The 18,331-nt window shown below is 75.1% G+C and carries 18 protein-coding genes; 14 read left to right on the plus strand and 4 right to left on the minus strand.

Annotated features, from left to right (window positions below; genetic code table 11):
* Positions 1 to 44: 44 nt before the first annotated feature.
* A complete protein-coding gene (locus AB0F71_RS34265) occupies positions 45 to 1,073 on the plus strand; it encodes an ATP-binding cassette domain-containing protein (protein WP_360243129.1) in 1,029 nt (342 codons plus the stop codon).
* A 42-nt stretch (positions 1,074 to 1,115) separates the two neighbouring features.
* Complete coding sequence (locus AB0F71_RS34270; protein WP_360243132.1) at positions 1,116 to 1,880, plus strand: ABC transporter permease; 765 nt, start codon at positions 1,116 to 1,118, stop codon at positions 1,878 to 1,880.
* Positions 1,881 to 1,966: 86 nt separating this feature from the next.
* Here the strand turns inward: AB0F71_RS34270 and AB0F71_RS34275 are convergent, their stop codons facing one another.
* The 4 genes from AB0F71_RS34275 to AB0F71_RS34290 form a co-directional block, all read right to left on the minus strand.
* Entirely contained in the window at positions 1,967 to 3,271 is a 1,305-nt protein-coding gene (locus AB0F71_RS34275) for a PLP-dependent aminotransferase family protein (RefSeq protein WP_360243135.1), read from the minus strand.
* Positions 3,268 to 4,203 carry an alpha/beta hydrolase gene (locus AB0F71_RS34280; protein ID WP_360243138.1) on the minus strand — a complete coding sequence of 312 codons (936 nt, stop codon included), beginning with the start codon at positions 4,201 to 4,203 and terminating at the stop codon, positions 3,268 to 3,270. Before AB0F71_RS34280 ends, AB0F71_RS34275 begins: the two co-directional genes overlap by 4 nt.
* 119 nt (positions 4,204 to 4,322) lie before the next feature.
* On the minus strand, positions 4,323 to 5,141 hold the full coding sequence (locus AB0F71_RS34285; protein WP_360243141.1) for a methyltransferase domain-containing protein: 819 nt from the start codon (positions 5,139 to 5,141) through the stop codon (positions 4,323 to 4,325).
* Positions 5,142 to 5,182: 41 nt separating this feature from the next.
* Entirely contained in the window at positions 5,183 to 6,277 is a 1,095-nt protein-coding gene (locus AB0F71_RS34290) for an alpha-hydroxy acid oxidase (protein ID WP_360243144.1), read from the minus strand.
* Between the two features lie 194 nt (positions 6,278 to 6,471).
* Here AB0F71_RS34290 and AB0F71_RS34295 point away from each other — a divergent pair, with 194 nt between their 5' ends.
* The 12 genes from AB0F71_RS34295 to AB0F71_RS34350 all read left to right on the plus strand — a co-directional run bounded on the left by AB0F71_RS34295 (position 6,472) and on the right by AB0F71_RS34350 (position 18,307).
* Entirely contained in the window at positions 6,472 to 7,905 is a 1,434-nt protein-coding gene (locus AB0F71_RS34295) for a fatty acid--CoA ligase family protein (RefSeq protein ID WP_360243147.1), read from the plus strand.
* 81 nt (positions 7,906 to 7,986) lie between these two features.
* The gene (locus AB0F71_RS34300; protein ID WP_360243150.1) at positions 7,987 to 8,262 is read left to right on the plus strand and encodes an acyl carrier protein; all 276 of its coding nucleotides are present in this window, start codon (positions 7,987 to 7,989) and stop codon (positions 8,260 to 8,262) included.
* Entirely contained in the window at positions 8,259 to 8,540 is a 282-nt protein-coding gene (locus tag AB0F71_RS34305; protein WP_360243153.1) for an acyl carrier protein, read from the plus strand. The genes AB0F71_RS34300 and AB0F71_RS34305 overlap by 4 nt, the downstream gene beginning before the upstream one ends.
* On the plus strand, positions 8,537 to 9,745 hold the full coding sequence (locus AB0F71_RS34310; RefSeq protein ID WP_360243156.1) for a beta-ketoacyl synthase N-terminal-like domain-containing protein: 1,209 nt from the start codon (positions 8,537 to 8,539) through the stop codon (positions 9,743 to 9,745). The genes AB0F71_RS34305 and AB0F71_RS34310 overlap by 4 nt, the downstream gene beginning before the upstream one ends.
* Before the next feature lie 16 nt (positions 9,746 to 9,761).
* A complete protein-coding gene (locus AB0F71_RS34315) occupies positions 9,762 to 10,283 on the plus strand; it encodes a hypothetical protein (RefSeq protein WP_360243159.1) in 522 nt (173 codons plus the stop codon).
* A 217-nt stretch (positions 10,284 to 10,500) separates the two neighbouring features.
* The gene (locus AB0F71_RS34320; protein WP_360243162.1) at positions 10,501 to 12,132 is read left to right on the plus strand and encodes a class I adenylate-forming enzyme family protein; all 1,632 of its coding nucleotides are present in this window, start codon (positions 10,501 to 10,503) and stop codon (positions 12,130 to 12,132) included.
* Complete coding sequence (locus AB0F71_RS34325; protein WP_360243165.1) at positions 12,129 to 13,382, plus strand: beta-ketoacyl-[acyl-carrier-protein] synthase family protein; 1,254 nt, start codon at positions 12,129 to 12,131, stop codon at positions 13,380 to 13,382. The genes AB0F71_RS34320 and AB0F71_RS34325 overlap by 4 nt, the downstream gene beginning before the upstream one ends.
* A 97-nt stretch (positions 13,383 to 13,479) precedes the next feature.
* Positions 13,480 to 14,487 carry a 4-hydroxyphenylpyruvate dioxygenase gene (gene hppD / locus AB0F71_RS34330; RefSeq protein ID WP_360243168.1) on the plus strand — a complete coding sequence of 336 codons (1,008 nt, stop codon included), beginning with the start codon at positions 13,480 to 13,482 and terminating at the stop codon, positions 14,485 to 14,487.
* Positions 14,488 to 14,513: 26 nt separating this feature from the next.
* Positions 14,514 to 15,428, plus strand: coding sequence for a phytanoyl-CoA dioxygenase family protein (locus AB0F71_RS34335; RefSeq protein WP_360243171.1), 915 nt, complete (start codon positions 14,514 to 14,516; stop codon positions 15,426 to 15,428).
* Positions 15,425 to 16,468 carry a thiamine pyrophosphate-dependent dehydrogenase E1 component subunit alpha gene (locus tag AB0F71_RS34340; protein WP_360243174.1) on the plus strand — a complete coding sequence of 348 codons (1,044 nt, stop codon included), beginning with the start codon at positions 15,425 to 15,427 and terminating at the stop codon, positions 16,466 to 16,468. The genes AB0F71_RS34335 and AB0F71_RS34340 overlap by 4 nt, the downstream gene beginning before the upstream one ends.
* Positions 16,465 to 17,433: a transketolase C-terminal domain-containing protein gene (locus tag AB0F71_RS34345; protein ID WP_360243177.1), complete on the plus strand. Its 969-nt coding sequence runs from the start codon at positions 16,465 to 16,467 to the stop codon at positions 17,431 to 17,433. Before AB0F71_RS34340 ends, AB0F71_RS34345 begins: the two co-directional genes overlap by 4 nt.
* Before the next feature lie 88 nt (positions 17,434 to 17,521).
* Complete coding sequence (locus AB0F71_RS34350) at positions 17,522 to 18,307, plus strand: DUF3050 domain-containing protein (protein WP_360243180.1); 786 nt, start codon at positions 17,522 to 17,524, stop codon at positions 18,305 to 18,307.
* The last annotated feature ends 24 nt before the right edge of the window (positions 18,308 to 18,331 follow it).

The following is an 18,331-nucleotide window of genomic DNA, read 5'->3' on the forward strand; positions in this document are numbered from 1 at the left end:
TCCGCCCCTAGGGTGTCGCAGCAACACCGCCTTTCCCAGGCGCCGTGCCCGCCCTTTCCCGGGTGCCCTGGCAGCCCATCCCCGTACGGGAGTTCCGGTTGATCGAGACCGCGGGACTGCGCAAGTCCTACCGCAAGAAGACCTCCCGCCGGAGCGGCGAGGACTCCACCGTCGACGCCGTGCGCGGCATCGACCTCTCCGTCGCCCCCGGCGAGATCTTCGGCTTCCTCGGCCCCAACGGCGCCGGGAAGACCACCACCCTGCGCATGCTGGCCACCCTGATCCGCCCCGACGGCGGACGGGCCGACATCGCCGGGGCCGACCTGTTCACCGACCCGGCCGGGGTCCGCCGCCGGATCGGCTACGTCGCCCAGGGCGGCGGCACCACCGACACCGTCAGCGCCCGCGAGGAACTGGTGCTCCAGTCCCGGCTGTACGGCGCGGGCAAGGCCCAGGCCGCCCGGGCCGCCGAGGACGCCCTCAAGGCCTTCGACCTGGGCGACTTCGGCGACCGGCCGTGCGCCACCTACTCCGGCGGCCAGCGCCGCCGGGTGGACATCGCCCTGGGGGTCATCCACCAGCCGCGGGTGCTGTTCCTGGACGAGCCGACGGTCGGGCTGGACCCGGCCAGCCGGGCGTACGTCTGGGAGGAGATCCGCCGGCTGCGCACCGAGGGCATGACCGTGGTCGTCACCACCCACTACCTTGACGAGGCCGACGCGCTCTGCGACCGGGTCGCCATCGTCGACCACGGGCAGGTGGTGGCCGAGGGCACGCCCGAGGCGCTCAAGCGGGAGATCTCCGGCGACGTCGTGCTGCTCGGACTCGTCCCGGGCGAGGACGTCGCCGAGCGTGCCGCCGCGGTGCTCCGCCCGCAGCCGTACCTGCATCGGCTGGAGGCCGACGGCGACGACGGGCTGCGGCTCTACCTGGAGGACGGCGCTGCGGCCATCCCGCGGCTGCTGCGCGCCCTGGAGGCGGCGGGCGTCACCCCCGGCACCGTGCAGCTCCAACGGCCCAGCCTGGACGACGTGTTCCTGGCCCGCACCGGCCGCTCGCTGCAGCAGTCCTGACCCAGCCCCACCGCCCTGCCTGCCCGACCCCCTGGGGAGACCGTGAAGCTCGCCCGCGACACCTGGCTGATCCTCCAGCGCCAGCTGCTGCTCATGATCCGCACCCCGATCTGGATCGCCGTCGGCATCATCCAGCCGCTGTTCTACCTGCTGCTGTTCGCCCCGCTGTTGAAGAAGGTGCTCGCCCCGGACGGCGCCGGCAGCTACGCCGACGCCTACCAGGTCTACGTGCCGGGCCTGTTGGCCGTGCTGTGCATCTTCGGCGGGCTGTTCACCGGTTTCAGCCTGCTGGGCGAGCTGCGGGCCGGGATCATCGAGCGCGCCCGGGTCACCCCGGTCAGCCGGCTGGCGCTGCTGCTCGGCCGGGCTCTGCGCGAGATGGTGGCGCTGCTGGTGCAGGCCGTGCTGATCACCCTGATCGCGCTGCCGTTCGGCCTGCGGGTCAGCCCGCTGAACCTGCTGCTCGCCTACGTCCTGCTGGCCCTGCTGGCGCTGATGACCTCCGCGATCTCCTTCGGGATCGCGCTGATGGTGCCCACCGACGCCGCCATGTCGCCGGTGGTGAACACCATCGCCCAGCCGATCGCGCTGCTCTCCGGGGTGCTGCTGCCGCTCACCCTGGCGCCGGACTGGCTCCAGCAGCTCGCCCGGTGGAACCCCTTCTACTGGGCGGTGGAGGGCATGCGCGCGCTGTTCTCCGGGCACGCCGGGGACGCCGCGGTCTGGCAGGGGCTGCTGGTGGTCGTGCTGATGACCGTCCTGGCGGTGTACTGGTCGGCCCGGCTGTTCTCCACCCGGGTGCGGTGACGAGGTACGGAAGAGGTACGGAAGAGGTACGGAAGGGGCCCGGCTCGCACCTCGCGAGCCGGGCCCCGCAGCTTCCCCCGTACCGCTCAGGAGCGGATGAACTCCGCCAACTTGGCGACGCCGTCGATAATCTGAGCTTGCGTCAGCGAGCTGATCGAGAGCCGGAGGCGGTGCTCGCCGCCGCCCGCCGGGTAGAACGGAGTCATCGGCGTCCAGAGCACGCCGAACTCCCGGGCACAGCGCTCCATGGCCGCGTCGTCGGCCCGGAAGGGCACCGTGAGCACGGCGAAGAAGCCGCCCTCGGGCCGGTTCCAGTCCACCCCCAGCCGGCGCCGCTCGGAGGCCGGGAAGTGCCGGTCCAGCTCCCGCAGCAGGGTGTCCATCCCCGCCGCGTAGTGGGCCGTCGCGCGGGCGTTGGCGGCCCGCAGGCTGCAGTCGTGGGCCAGCAGCATGCCGCCGATGACGGCCTGGCTGAGCGCGGGGGTGTTGACCGTCGTCATGCTCTTCAACTTGGCCAGTTCGTCGGCCAGCAGGCCGCGGCGCCCGCCCGGGCCGGCCACCCGCTGGTCCGCGACCACGTAGCCGACCCGGGCGCCGGGGAAGCAGGTCTTGGCGAAGGAGCCCAGGTAGACGACCTGGCGGCGGCGGTCCAGCGCCTTGAGGGTGGGCCGCGGGCCCGGGGTTCGGGCGAAGAAGCCGTACGGGTTGTCCTCGACGACCAGCAGGCCCTCCTCGGCGGCGGCGTCCAGCAGTCGGGTGCGGGCGGCGACCGGCATGCTGGTGCCCGAGGGGTTGGCGAAGTCCGGGACGACGTACAGGGCGCGCGGGCGGCGGCCCTCGGCCCGTACCGCCCGGGCGGCGGCACGGACGGCCTCCGGGTCGGGGCCGCCGTCGGGGCCCTCGGGGACCGGCAGGGTGGTCAGGTCGAGCAGCCGGGCGGCGCCGGTCACGCCGACGTAGCAGGGCGAGCTGACGAGCAGTACGTCCTGCGGGCCGGCGCACAGGGCGCGCAGGGCCAGCAGCATGCCCTCCTGGGCGCCGACGGTGAGCACCACGGCCGCGGGGTCGACGGTGAGGCCCTCGTCGTTGGCGAGGGTGCGGGCGACCAGGTCGGCGATGATGCCCTTGGTGGGGCCGTACTGGAACAGCGCGGTGCGCACGGCGTCGCGGTCGAGACCACGGTCGGCCAGGTGGTCGAGGTAGCCGTCCAGGTAGGCGGGGACGTCCTCGGGCTCGAAGAAGCCCTCGTAGGGGCGGCCCGGGGCGAAGGAGACGGCGCCGGGGTAGCGGGTGGTGACTTCGTTGAGGAAGGTCATCGCGTCCAGCAGCGGGTCGGCGAGCGAGCCGTGCAGGTCGGTCAGGTCGAGGTCGGTCGGGTCGTGGTCGGTCACCGCAGGGCCTCCCGGAGTCGGGCGGCGGCGTGCGCCTGGGCCTCGGCGGCGGCGTCCAGGGTGCCGGTCATGGCGAAGAAGCCGTGCGGCATGCCCTGGTAGCGGCGCAGGTCCACCGGCACCCCGGCCGCGCGGAGCGCCTCGGCGTACTGCTCGCCCTCGTCGCGCAGCGGGTCGTACTCGGCGGTGAGGACGGTCGCGGGCGGCAGGCCGGAGAGGTCGGCGGCCCGCAGCGGGGAGGCGTACGGGCTGGCGCCGTCGGCCGGGTCGGCCAGGTAGTGGCCCCAGTACCAGGCGGCCGAGCGGCGGTTGAACAGCAGCGGGTCGTCGTGCTCGCGCAGCGAGGGGGTGTCGGCGGCGTGGTCGGTGTTGGGGTAGACCAGCAGCTGGTGGCGCAGCGCCGGGCCGCCCTCGTCGCGCAGCAGCAGGGTCAGGGCGGCGGCGAGGTTGCCGCCGGCGCTGTCGCCGCCGACCGCGAGGCGGTCCGGGTCGATGCCGAACCCCGCTGCCCCGGCGACCAGTTGGTCCAGGGTGGCCCGGCAGTCGTGCAGGGCGGCGGGGAAGGGGTGTTCGGGGGCCGGCCGGTAGCCGACGGAGGCGGTGACGCAGCCCACGGCGTTGGTGAGGCGGCGGCAGATCGCGTCGCTGGTGTCGACCGAGCCGAGCGTCCAGCCGCCGCCGAACAGGTAGAGCAGGGCGGGCAGCGGGCGGCCGGGCGGTTCGGGCCGGTAGAGCCGGAGGGCGAGTTCGCCGCCGGGGCCGGGGATGCGGTGCTCCTCGACGGCGGCCACCGGCTCGGGGGTGCCGGACGCGGCGCGGATGTCGGCGAGGTCGGCGGCGCGGGCCTCGGCGAGGGTGAGGGTGTAGAGCGGCGGTGCGCCGCTGCGCGCACGGTGGGCGCGGTAGGCCTCGGCCTGGGGGTGCAGGGGCATGGGTGGCGGTCCGTTCGGTGGCCCGGCCGGGGCCGGGCGGCGGCTCGGCGGGGGGTCAGCGGGGGTTCGGCGGGGGTTCGGCGGGGGCGGGATCCAGCGGGCAGGTGTCCGGCGGCGGCTCAGCGGTCGGCCTCAACGTAGACGGTCTCGTCGGTGCGGAAGGCCGTGTCGAGGTCGGCGACGTCCGAACGGAGGCCCTGGCGGTAGGCGCAGTGCCGGATCCGGTCGGGGGCGAACCCGGCCAGGGTCAGGACGTGCCGCAGTTCGTCCAGGTCGTAGATCCACTGGTGGCCGTAGTACCGGAAGATCTGGTTGACCAGGAAGGCCGGCCGGGCGGGCATCGGCGGGCCGAAGCCCAGCGTGCCGAGCCGGCGGCGGTGCCTGCCGAGGAAGCCGTCGCCGGTGGCGTAGCCGACCAGGTAGCGGGCGAGGTCGGGGGTGGTGAGGCGCAGGACGCCGCCGGGGCGCAGGATCCGGCGGACCTCGCGCAGCCAGCCGACCGCGACGGGCAGGGTGACGTGCTCGATCAGGTGCTCGGCGTAGACCCAGTCGACGCTGGCGTCGGCAAAGGGCAGCGGGCGGGAGACGTCCAGCTGGGTGAACCAGCGGTCGCCGTCGACCCGGTAGAGGGTGCCGGGCTCGGTGGCGAGGCCGGGCCCGCTCTCGGTCTCGGTCTCGGCCGCGGTGCTGCGCAGGGTGGCCAGGTCGGTGCCGAGGCCTTCCGGGTGGGCGGTCCGAAAGGCGGCGAACTCGATTCCGGTGAGGCCGAGTTCGCGGAAGTCGTGGTGGTCGTATGGCAGGCCGCCGGGGCGGGCTTCGAGCGTCCTGCAGGTGGCGACCTGGGCGCTGAAGGCGTCCAGGCGGGTCTCCAGCCCCTCCGGGTCGTCCCAGTCCCAGCCGGGGAAGCGGTCGTTCGGGCTGCTCGTCGGTTCGGTCATCGGTCTCCTCCTGGAGGAACGTGCTGCGGGTGCGGCGCGGTTCAGCCGACCGGGCCGGGCCAGCGCGCGAGGGCGTCGGGGCCCAGGTCGGCGAGCCGGGGGCGGCCCAACAGGGCCAGGGTGTGGTCGAGTTCCTCGTGCAGCAGGCGGAGCACCCGGTGCACCCCGGCCTCGCCGTCGACGGCGAGGCCCCAGAGCGCGGGGCGGCCGATCAGCACGGCCCGGGCGCCGAGGGCGAGGGCGACGGCGATGTCGGTGCCGGTGCGCACGCCGCCGTCCAGCAGCACCGGGAGTTCGGCGGGCACCGCGTCGACCACCTCGGGGAGCGCGGCCAGGGCGGGCAGCGCGCCGTCGAGCTGGCGGCCGCCGTGGTTGGAGACCAGGAGGGCGTCCACGCCGTGCTCGACGGCCAGCCGGGCGTCCTCGGCGGTCAGCACCCCCTTGAGGACCAGTGGCAGCCGGGTGCGCTCGCGCAGCCAGGCCAGGTCGGACCAGCTCAGGGTGGGGTCGAACTGCTCGCGGGCGTGCTCGGCGATGCCGGAACTGCCGTCCGCGGCGCGGTGGCTGGCGGACATCAGGGACTCGTCCAGGTTGACCGCGCGGACGGTGGGCGGGACGGCGAAGCCGTTGCGCAGGTCGCGCAGCCGGCGGCCGATCCTGGGCGCGTCCACGGTCAGCACCAGGGCCCGGTAGCCGGCCGCCTCGGCGCGTTCCACCAGGGCGGTCAGGGCGGCACGGCGGCGCAGCCAGTAGAGCTGGAGCCAGAGCGGGCCGGTGGCGGCCGCGGCGATCTCCTCCAGGGTGCGGCTGGCGAACATCCCGGCGACCAGCAGGGCGCCGGCCGCCCCGGCGGCGCGCGCGGTGGCGGTCTCGCCCTCCGGGTCGACCAGCCGGTGGTAGGCCATCGGGGCGATGCCCAGCGGGATCCGCAGCGGAGCGCCGAGCAGGGTCAGCGCGGGGTCGCAGACCGAGACGTCGACCAGGGTGCGCGGGCGCAGTGCATAGTGCCCGAACACCTCCCGGTTCGCCGTCAGGGTGCGTTCCGCTCCGCTGCCGCCTTCGATGAAGTCCCAGATTTCCGGGGGGAGTCGGTCGCGTGCGGCGTGCTCGATCCCGGCCAGCGTGAGTGCTCCCACGGGCATCCTCGTTTCCCGGACGGCCACGCGCGGGCCGGTCCCGGTTCGGCAGCGTAGGAGCAACGAGCACATTGGTATAGACCTTGATTTGACCAAACGTCTGTGCCAAGGTCTGGCAACGGAATTGACCGTATTGGTTGAGAACGACGCCCATTGCGTCCATGTCAAATCCCCTCACTTGTTGTGGAGCCGCGTTGACCGGCTTTTCCTCCTTTTCACTTCCGCTTTCCGCACCGCCGCACGCCGACGCCCCGCCGGACTGGGTCGAACGGTCGCTGCTGGCGGGACCGGGCGGCGAGGAGTGCCTGCGCCTCGGCGCACCCCTCGACCGGGACGCCCTGCGCGCCCTGGTCGAGGACCAGTGCGACCGACTGACCGCCGCCGGGCTCGGCCCGGGCGGCACCGCGGCGCTGCGGCTGCCGCCCTCGGTGGCCTTCGTCGCCGTCCTGCTGGCCTGCTGGCGGCTCGGCGCCCAAGTCGCGCTGCTCGACCACCGGTTGACCGACCACGAAGTGGACGCGGCGGTGGCCCGGCTGGCCCCGCAGGTGCTGGTAGGCTCCGCCCACCGGCCGGCCGCGGCGCTGCGCGGCTTCTCCGAGGTCGAACCGGTCGCCGTCCCGTTGCCGGACGGGCTCCCCGCCCGTACCGGACACGCCCTGATCCAACTCAGCTCCGGGTCCACCGGCCCGGCCAAGGTCATCGCCCGCACCGCCGCCGACCTGCTGCGCGAACTCGACTGCTACCGCAGGCTGGTGGAGTTCCCCGGCGAGGGCGACCGGGTCGTGCTGCTGTCCTCGGTGGTGCACGTGCTCGGGCTGGTCGGCGGGCTGCTCAACGCCCTGCACGCCCGGGCCGCGCTCACCGTCCCGGAGCGGATGACGGCCGCCGGCATCCTCGCCGCGGTCGCCGCCGACCGACGGCCGACCACCGTCATCGGAGTGCCCTTCCACGCCGAACTGCTGGCGGGGACGGCCACTCCCCCGGCACTGCCGCAGCTGCGCCGGATGGTCGTCGCGGGCGAACTGGTCCGCCCCGGCCTACCCGCACTGTTCACCGAACGGTACGGCGTGCCGCTCGGCACCATGTACGGCATGACCGAGACCGGGGTCATCGCCACCGACCTCGACGGGACGCTGCACCCCGCCAAGCGCCCCGTCCACGGCATGCGGATGCGGCTCGTCGCCGGCGAGCTGCAGCTCGGCGCCGCGGCCTCCCCGTACCCGGGGCTGGACGACCCGAGTCGCTGGTCGGACGGCTGGCTGCACACCCGCGACGCCGCCGCCCTGGACGAGGCGACCGGCCTGGTCACCGTGCACGGCCGGCTCGACTCCCAGGTCTCGATCGGCGGGTTGAAGGTCGACCTCACCGAGGTCGAGCAGACCCTCACCGCGCTGCCCGAGGTCCGCGAGGCGGTCGTCGTCTTCGACGGCGAGGCGATCGAGGCGTACCTGTCCGTCGAGGCCGGGGCCGAACCCGCCCTCGTCCAGGACGGGCTGGCCCGCCGGCTCGCCGCCTACAAGCGGCCGCGCCGCCTGGTCCTGCTGCCCGCACTCCCCCGCACCGCCACCGGAAAGCTGCTGCGCGACCCGGCCGCCCTGCGCGACACCGCCGCGGCCGCCGTGCGCTGACCGGACGCACCACCTACCGGACACCCGCCCCGACATCCGCCGGACACCAGCCCGGACAACCCCGACAAGGAGCCCACCATCATGCAGGACCGCATCCGCGCGTTCGTTCTGGCCGCCCTCACCGAGATGCAGTACGACGTCTCCGAGGTCACCGGGGACACCGACCTCGGACCGGCCGGGCTGGACCTCGAATCGCTCGCGCTGGCCGAACTCTCGGTGCAGGTCGAGGACGAGTTCGGGATCAAGTTCGACCTGGACGAGATGGAGACCACCGCGATGATGACGCTGGACGAGTTCACCGCCGACGTGGTCAAGCGGATCGACGCCCTCCCCGCCGCCACCGGCAGCGCGGCGTGAGCGACTCCGCCCGCCCCGCGGGCTCCGCCCCCGGTGCGCTCCCCGACCGGGCCGAGGTCCTGACGATGCTGGCGGCGTTCGGGCAGCGCGCCGCCGACACCGTGCCCGAGGAACTCGGCTCGCTCGAACTGACCTGGCTGATAGCCGAGTTCGAGCAGCGTTACGGAATCCAGCTGGACCTGGACGACGAGCACTTCGGCGCCGTGCGGACGGTCGAGGACGCCACCGAGCTGCTGCGCGAGACGGTGTTGGCCGCCCGCGCCGGAGCGCGGCCGTGACCGCCACCGGCACGTCCGCCCCGACGCACCGGCCCGCCACGCACCGGCCCGCCGCACCCCGTCCCGCCGCACCCCGGCCTGTGGCGCCCGCCGCCCGCCCGGTCATCACCGGCGTCGGGGTGCTCAGCGCCGCCGGGCGCGGGCTCGCCGCGCTGACCGAGGCCGCCGCCCACGGCAAGGCCGCCTTCACCGAGGTGGCCCGCTTCGACGTGAGCGGGCGCCGCACCACCCAGGCCGCCCTGCTGCCCGGGACGGTGCCGCTGGCCAGCACCTTCCCGCTGGCCAGGGCCGTGCTGGAGGCGATCGGACAGGCCGGCCGGCAGGCCGGGCTGACCGCCGCCGAGGGCGCCGGGATGCCCGTCCTGCTCGCCCTGCACAGCGACGAACGCACCCGCGCCACCGCCGACGCCGTGGCCGCCGGGGTCCGGGCGCACTGGGGCGCGCCGGGCGTCACCCGGGTGTACACCGGGGCCTGCGTGGCGGCCGCCACCGCGGTCGCCGACGCCGCCGCCCTGGTCGCCGCCGGCCGGCACGAACGGGTCCTGGTCGCGGCCGGGCACCTGGTCGAACCCGGGGTGTTCGCCGTCTTCGACGCCGGACGCGCCCTGGCCCGGGACGGCGAACTGCGCCCGTTCAGCACCGGCCGCACCGGCACCCTGCTCGGCGACGCGGCCGTCGCCGTCCTGGTCGAGTCCGCCCCGGCCGCCGAACGGCGCTCGGCTCCCGCACTCGCCCGGCTGGCCGGCTGGGGGCGGGCCGGGGACGCCCACCACGTCTGCCGCCCGGAGCCGGACGGCGCCGGGGTCGCCCGGGCGATCGAGGCCGCGCTGGGCCGCGCGGGCATCGCCCCGGAGCAGGTCGGCTACGTCAACGCCAACGGCACCGGCTCCGACCTCGCCGACCGGGCCGAGGCCACCGCCCTGCGCACGGTGTTCGGCCCGCACACCGAACAACTGCCGGTCAGCTCCAGCAAGTCCGTGCACGGCCACGCCCTGGAGGCCTCCGCCCTGCTCGAACTCGCCGTCACCGTCGGCGCGTTGGAAAGCGGACTGACCCCGGTCAACGCCGGCTGGCTGGGCCCCGACCCCGACGTCCGGCTGGACCTCGTGCTGGACGGCCCGCACACCGCCCGCCCCGACTACGCGCTGACCCTCAACTCCGCCTTCGGCGGGGCCAACACCGCCCTGCTGCTGGCCGCCGCCTGATCCCGGACACCCACAGATGACCACCCCCGCCACCGCCGCCCCGCGCGTCCTCGCCGAGGCCCGCCGCCCCGGCCCGGACCTCCCCGGGCCCCCGCCACCGCTGCCCGGCTTCACCCCTGCCGGCCTCGCCCCGCTGATCGCCGACACCGCCGACCGCTGCCTGCGGGCCCACCACGGCCCGCCGCCCGCCCCCGGGCGCACCGCCCTGCTGCTCGCCAGCGCGAGCGGCGACCTCGCCACCGCGCGCGCCATCGACCGGAGCGCGGAGCCCGGACACCGCCCGGCCCCGCTGCTGTTCTTCCAGTCCAACCCCAACGCCGTCCTCGGGCACATCGCCGCCCGCTGGGGCCTGACCGGCCCCGTCGCGGCGATCAGCCCGGCCGAGGCCGTACCCGGCACCGTCCCCGTGGACGCGTACGAGCTGGCCGCACTGCTGCTGGCCGACGGGGACGCCGACCACGTCCTGGTGATCGCCGCCGAGCAGGGCCCCGACGGTGACCACGCCGTGGCCGCACTGCTCACCGGGCCCGTCGGCTGAACCCGCGGGCCGGCGGCGCCCGTAGCCATCGATGAGGCCCGCCGCCTGACGCAGCCGCACCCGGCACACCAGCGACCCGCCCGGCCCACCCTCGCACCGCCGACGCCCCGCCACGGCCGACGCCCCACCACCGCCCGGCCGCCGTCCGCGCCGGCCGCACCCCGCCACCCGATCAGCCGCCCGGGCCGCCCCGGCCCCGAGGGAGGGATCCACCCCCGTGACCATCCGCAGTCTCCGCACCCAGCTCGCGGACGACCCCGACGTGGGCGCCGGCAACGTGCTGACCGCCCGGATCGCCCTCGGCCAGGGGCTCGACGAGCCGCTGCTCACCTTCGACACCCCGGTGGACGGCCACCCCGCCTGGCAGCCGCTCACCCTGCGCGAGCTCGACCGGGCCGTCCGGGCCCGCGCCGCCGCCCTGCACGGCCTCGGCATCACCCCGCGTGACCCGGTGGTGGTCCACGCGAGCAGCGCCGCCGACCACGTGCTCGCCTTCCTCGCCCTGGCCCGCCTCGGCGCCGTCCCCGCCCTGCTCAACCCCAACCTGGACGCGGAGCGCGCCGCCCGCTACATCGCCCGGCTCGGCGCCGCCGGGGTACTCGCCGACCAGGCCCACCTGGCCGCCCTGGCCGAGCACGACCCGGGCGCACCGCTGCTCCCGGAGATCTCCACCCTCGGCGCGGGCGACCCGGACGCCGCCCCGGAGCCCTACCGGCACTGGTCCGGCGACCCGGTGGCGATCACCCACTCCTCCGGCACCACCGGCATGCCGAAGGCCGTGGTGCACTCGCACGCCAGTCTGTACGCGGCGATCCGCCACCGGCTGCGGCTGCCCCGCCCGCAGGGCCAGGACCGGATGCTCAGCGCCCTGCCCGCCCCGCACGCCGCGACCCTGATCGCGCTCAACCTCGCGCTCAGCTCGCACACCGAGCTGGCCTGCCTCTCCGGCCAGTCCGGCGCCGGTGTGCTGGACGCGATCGAGCAGTGGCACCCCACCGGGGTGATCGGCTTCGCCGCCACCTGGGCCGACCTCGCCCACCACGACCTGGCCGCACGGGACTTGGCGTCCGTGGCGCTCTGGTGGAACACCGGCGACTGCGCCCACGAGGTGCACATCCGCCGGCTGATCGCCACCGGCAGCCGGGAGACCGTCACCCGCCAGGGCCGCACCAGGCTGCCCGGCTCGCTGTTCGTGGACGGCCTCGGCTCCACCGAGATGGGCCACTCGCACTTCTTCATCACCCACGGCCCCGGCACCGACCGCTACGGCCGCTGCGTCGGCCGCCCGCACGCCTTCGTCGACTGCGAGGTGGTCGGCCCGGACGGCGAACCGCTCGGCCCCGGCGAGGTCGGCGAACTCGCCACCGCCTCACCGACCCTGGCGCTCGGCTACTGGAACGACTCGGCCACCACCTTCCGTACCCGGCTGCGCGGCCGCTTCCTCACCGGGGACCTGATGTACCGGGACGAGGAGGGCTACTGGTACCACGTCGACCGGGCCGTGGACTCGCTCGAACTCGCCGACGGCAAGCGGCTGTTCACCGCGATGTCGGAGGAGCGCGTGCTGGCCGCCCGCCCGGACGTGCTGGACTGCACGGTGGTCGCCGTCCGGGACGGCGAGCAGGTGGTCACCGACGTGCTGCTGCTCCTGGCCCAGGACGCCCGGCGCGGCACCGGCCCGGACGCCGAGCGCGCCGAGGCCGTGGTCGCCGCCCTGGACGAGGCCACCGCCGGGACCGTCCGCCAGGTCCTGGTGGTCACCGGGGACGACATCCCGCTCGGCCCGACCGGCAAGGTCCGCAAGGTGCTGCTGCGTGAGCGCCACCTGGCGGCGGTGAGCGCCCGATGACCGGACGCGAAGCCGCCGTCATCACCGGCATCGGCCTGGTCTCCCCGCTCGGCCGGGGGCCCGCCGAGGTGTTCGAGGCCCTGGCCGCCGGCCGCTCCGGCCTGCGGGCCGTCCCCGAGGACCACCCCGCGCACGGCTGGCTGCCCGCCGCCGGGATCGCCCCCGCCGTGGACGGCCGCGAGGTGCTGCCGCCCACCGAGACCCGCTGCGTGGACCGCTTCGTACTGCTCGCCCTGGCCGCCGCCGAGGACGCACTCGCCGACGCCGCCCTGGTGGTCGGCCGGGACGCCGACCCGCACCGCACCGCCGTGGTGCTGGCCACCGGGGGCGGCGGCCTGGAGACCTTCGAGCAGCAGTCGCACCGCCGGCTGGAGCGCGGCCGCCCCGGCGTCAGCCCGTACCTGCTGCCCGGCATGCTCTCCAACATGGCCGCCGCCCGGATCGCCATCAAGTACGGTATCCGGGGCTACAGTTCGGCCGTGGTGACGGCCTGCGCGGCCGGCGCCCAGGCGATCGCCGAGGGGCTGCGGCTGATCCGCGCGGGCGACGCCGAGGTGGTGGTGTGCGGCGGCACCGAGTCCTCGCTGCACCCGACCATCGCCGCCGCCTTCACCAACGCCCGGGCCCTGGCGCAGGGTTGGGAGGATCCGGAGCAGTCCAGCCGGCCCTTCGACAGCCGGCGGAACGGCTTCGTGCTGGGCGAGGGCAGCGCCGTCCTCGTCCTGGAGAGCGCGAGCCACGCCGCCGCGCGCGGCGCCACCGGCTACGCGGACGTGCTCGGCTGGGGCGCCTCCACCGACGCCCACCACCCGACCATGCCCCGCCCGGACGGCGCCGGCGCCGCCGACGCGATGCGCGCCGCGCTCGCCAACGCGGGCCTGGCCCCGGAGGACATCGACTACGTGAACGCCCACGGCACCGGCACCAAGCTCGGTGACGTGGCGGAGACCGCCGCCCTGCACGCCGTCTTCGGCGCGCACCGGCCGGCGGTCAGCTCCACCAAGGGCGCCACCGGCCATCTCCTGGGCGCCGCAGGCGCGTTGGAGGCGGCGGTGACGGCCCTGGCGGTGGCGAGGGAGACGCTGCCGCCGACGCTCAACCTGGTCGACCCGGACCCGGCCTGCGAGCTGGACCACGTCCGGGGCGCCGCCCGGTCCACCCCGGTGCGCGCCGCACTGAGCAACGCCTTCGCCTTCGGCGGCCACAACCTCAGCCTGATCCTCGGCCCGGCCTCCGTCCGTACGCGCTAGGCCGAGACACGGCCCAGCTCCTGCGGGTCCTTGCCGGGCAGCGCCGCCCGGCAGCGCGCCGATCCTCGAACCACCATCCCTCCGGGGGGAGATCCCGTTGTCCATCCAGACCATCGCCCGCGTCGAGTTCCACTGCGCGGACGCCGACAAGACCGCCGCCGAACTGCACGCCGACTACGACTTCACCGCCGCACCCCCGACCACCTCGGCGGACGGCACCCGCTCCATCGACCTCGCCCAGGGCTCGATCCGGCTGCGCCTGACCTCCGCCGCCGACCCCGGCCACCCGGTGTCCGCCTACGTCGCCCGGCACGGCGACGGCGTCGCCGCGCTCGCCCTCGGCTGCGCCGACCCGAAGGCCGCCCTGGAGCGGGCCGAACGGCACGGCGCCCGAGTACTGGACCGGGAGGCCGGGCTGATCGCCGGATTCGGCGACACCGCCCTGCGGTTCACCTCGATGCACACCCCCGGGCCCGACGAGGCCGCCGGGCCCGACGAGGCCGCCGGGTCCGGACTGCTGGACGCCCTCGACCACGTCGCGATCTGCCTGCCCGGCGGCGAACTCGCCGACGCCGTACGGTTCTGCGAGGCCGTGCTCGGCTTCCACGCGATCTTCGAGGAGTACATCGAGGTCGGCGAGCAGGCCATGGACTCCACCGTGGTGCAGAGCGCCTCCGGCCTGGTCACCTTCACCCTGATCGAGCCCGACACCGCCCGCCGCCCGGGCCAGATCGACGAGTTCCTCTCCGCCCACGGCGGCGCCGGGGTGCAGCACCTGGCGTTCAGCACCCACGACATCGCCACCGCCGTACGCACCGCCCGCTCCCGCGGCGTGGAGTTCCTGACCACCCCGGGCGCCTACTTCGACGCGCTCACCGAGCGGCTCGGCCGGACGGCCATCCCCGTGGAGACCCTGCGCGACCTGCACGTCCTGGTGGACCAGGACCACGGCGGCCAGCTGTTCCAGATCTTCGCCCGCTCGACCCACCCCCGGCGCACCTCCTTCCTGGAACTGATCGAGCGCCAGGGCGCGGGCACGTTCGGCACCGCGAACATCAAGGCGCTCTACGAGGCGGTCGAGCGACAGACCGCCGCCGCCCGCTGACCGCCCCCAGAAGGGAAGCACCACCGATGACCACCGTCACCGAGTTCCGCCTCACCGCCGCCGAACACGCCCTGCTGCCCACCCCCGAGGAGGTGGCGCACTACCGCGAGCACGGCTGGTACCTCTCCCGCCGGCTGTTCACCGACGAGGAGCTGGACACCCTCCAGGCCGCCACCGAGCTCTACTACGCGGGCCACCGGGACCGCGAACTCCCCGTCCGCCCACCCAGGTTGGCCGCCTGGGAGCCCTCGCACGGGCCGGTCCAGCGGCACAACGACTACGTCCACCACCAGAGCGACGCGATCGGCGCGATCCTGCGCAAGCCGGTGGTCGGCGCGGTCGCCGCGCTGCTCGCCGGGGCCGAGGAGATCCGGATCTTCCAGGCCACCCTGATCTACAAGCCGCCGGTGCCCGGGGAGCCCAGCAACCACGTGCCCTGGCACTTCGACAAGCACTACTGGCAGACCTCGACCTCCCAGAACATGCTCACCGCCTTCATCCCGTTCCACGACTGCCGGGAGGAGAACGGCACCATCACCATGGTCGACGGCAGCCACCGCTGGCGGGAGATGCCCTCCGACGAGGACTCCACCCGGCACTTCGCCGACCGCGACAAGTCCGAGCTGGACGCCATCCTGGACGCCAACGCCGCGTTCAACGGGCAGCAGGTGCGGAAGGTCCCGATGCTGATCCCGCGCGGCCACCTGTCCTTCCACCACTGCCGCACCTACCACGGCAGCGGCCCCAACCTGGCCTCCTTCCCCCGCCGGGCCGTCTCGCTGCACCTCCAGGACGGCGCCAACGAGTACCGGCACCGCGTTCGGCCGGACGGCGGCCCGGTGGTGTACAACCACGACGTGCTGGTGCGCCGCACCGCCGACGGCCGACCGGACTACGCCGACCCGGCGTTCTGCCCGACGGTCTGGCGGGGCACCCTGTGACCGCACCGACCGCCGCCGTGACCGCACCGCTGGCCACCCCGGCCGAGCGCTACCGGATGCTGCGGCTGATCCGCGGCTTCGAGGAGTTGGCGCTCGGCCTGGTGAAGTCCGGCGCGATCCCCGGCGGCATCCACCCGTACATCGGGCAGGAGGCCGTCGCGGTCGGTGTCTGCTCGGCGCTCGGCCCGGCCGACCGGCTGACCAGCACCCACCGCGGCCACGGCCACGTGCTCGCCCGGGGCGCCGCACCGGACCGGCTGCTCGCCGAACTCGCTGGCCGGGTCGACGGGTTGAACGGCGGCCGGGGCGGCTCGATGCACGCCGCCGACCTCTCGCTGGGCATCCTCGGCGCCAACGGCATCGTCGGCGCCGGGGCGCCGATCGCGGTCGGCGCCGCCTGGGCCGCCAAGCACGCCGCGGCCGGTGCCGGCGGCGGCACCGGCACCGGAGCCGGCGTCGCGGGCAGCCCGGTCGCGGTCTCCTTCTTCGGCGACGGCGCGCTCAACCAGGGCGTGCTGCTGGAGTCGCTCAACCTCGCGGCGATGTGGCGGCTGCCGGTGCTCTTCGTCTGTGAGAACAACGGCTACGCCACCACCCTGCCCGCCGCGACCGCCGTCGCGGGCACCGCCACCGGCCGGGCCGCCGCCTTCGGCATCCCCGCCGAGCAGGTGGACGGCATGGACACCGAGGCCGTCCGGGCCGCCGCCCTGCGCGCCGTCGAGCGGGCCCGCGTCGGCGGCGGCCCCGGCTTCCTGGAGTGCCGCACCTACCGCTACGAGGGCCACCACACCATGGAACGCCGGATGAAACTGCGCTACCGCGCCCCCGAGGAGGTCGCGGCCTGGCGCGAGCGCGACCCGCTGGCCCGGGCCGCCGCCCCGCTGGACCGGGCCACCGTCGCCGAACTGGACCGCTCGGTGAACGAACAGCTCGCCGCCGCCGAGGAGTTCGCTCTGGCCTCGGCCCACCCGGACCCGGCCGGCGCACTGGACCACCTGTACGCCGACGGCCTGCGACCCCGGGCGGGGGTGTCGGCGTGACCAGGCTCTCGTACACCAAGGCGCTCAACCGGGCACTGGCCGACGAACTCGCCGCGGACCCGGCGGTCTGCGTGTTCGGCGAGGACATCGGCGCCGGTCTGGCCGGCCCCACCCTGGGCCTGCTGGACCGCTTCGGCCCGGAGCGGATCGTCGACACCCCGCTCTCCGAACAGGCCTTCACCGCGATGGCGATGGGCGCCGCACTGGCCGGGCGGCGGCCGGTGCTGGAGTTCCAGATCCCCTCGCTGCTCTTCCTGGTCTTCGAGCAACTCGTCAACCAGGCGCACAAGTTCTCGCTGATGACCGGTGGCCAGGCGGCCGTCCCGCTGACCTGCCTGGTGCCCGGCTCGGGCTCCCGGGACGGCTGGGCCGGGCAGCACTCCGACCACCCGTACAGCCTGTTCGCGCACGCCGGGGTGAAGACCGTGGTGCCCGCCACCCCGACCGACGCCTACGGGCTGCTGCGCTCGGCGATCCGCGACCCGGACCCGGTGGTGGTGTTCGCCCCGGCGGCCGCCCTGCCGGTGCGCGAGACGGTGACCTGGGAGCTCTCCCCCGTGCCGCTCGGCCGGGCCCGGGTCCACCGGCCCGGCACGGACGTCACCCTGGTCGCGCTCGGGCACCTGGTGCACGACGCCCTGGCCGTCGCCGAGGAGCTGGCACCGGAGCTCTCGGTCGAGGTGCTCGACCCGCGCACCGTCCACCCCTTCGACTGGCCGGCGCTCGCCGAGTCGCTGGAGCGCACCGGCCGGCTGGTCGTGGTGGACGACTCCAACCGCAGCTGCGGCTTCGGCGCCGAGGTGCTCGCCACCGCCGCGGAGGAGCTGCGGCTGATCGCCCCGCCGCGCCGGATCACCCGCCCGGACGGCGCGGTGCTGCCCTTCGCGCCGGCCCTCGACCGAGCCGTCCAGCCCGGCCGCGAGCAGCTGCGGCACGCTCTGCGGTCCGTCATGAAGGCCCGCTGACCGCCGCCACCCACCCCCGACCCCCGTCACGACACCCCCCGGCCACCACCGTGGCGGCGATCCCCCCGCCCCGAGAACAGGAGCACCGATGTCGACCAACCGCTACCACTGGGACCGTTCCCACCCCGGCCTCACCAGCCTCCAGCAGGCCATCGACCCGCTGCGCCGCGAGGTCGTCGAGCACTCCGTCTACCGCTCGCTGACCAGCATCGCGCGCGTCCGCACCTTCCTGAACAGCCACGTCTTCGCGGTCTGGGACTTCATGTCGCTGCTCAAGAGCCTCCAGCGCGACCTCACCTGCGTGGACGTGCCGTGGGTGCCGAGCGGCCCGACCGCCAGCCGCCGGCTGATCAACGAGATCGTCCTGGTGGAGGAGAGCGACGAGCTGGGCGAGGGCTACACCAGCCACTTCGAGCTGTACGTCGAGGGCATGCGCCAGGCCGGCGCCGACCCCCGCCCGGTGGCGGACTTCCTGGCGCTGCTGGGCTCCGGTACGGCCGTGCCGGAGGCCCTCAAGGGCGCCGGGGTGCCGGCCCCGGCGGTGGACTTCACCTCCGTCACCTGGTCGATCGTGGAGAACGCGCCGGTGCACGCCCGGGCCGCCGCCTTCGCGTTCGGCCGCGAGGACCTGATCCCGGACATGTTCACCCAGGTGGTCGGCATCGACGACCCCGACGGCGTGCTCACCGTCTTCAAGGACTACCTGGCCCGCCACATCGAGGTGGACGGCGAGCAGCACACCCCGATGGCGATGCAGATGCTGATCGACCTGTGCGGCGACGACCAGACCCTGTGGGACTCCTGCGCCGAGACCGTCCGGACGGCGCTGGAAGCCCGACTGCGGCTGTGGACCGCGATCGAGCAGTCCTTCTAGACCATCCCAGGGCCTTCCGGACCC

Origin of the sequence: Kitasatospora sp. NPDC028055, assembly GCF_040637885.1 — a bacterium.
Classification (GTDB): Bacteria; Actinomycetota; Actinomycetes; order Streptomycetales; family Streptomycetaceae; genus Kitasatospora.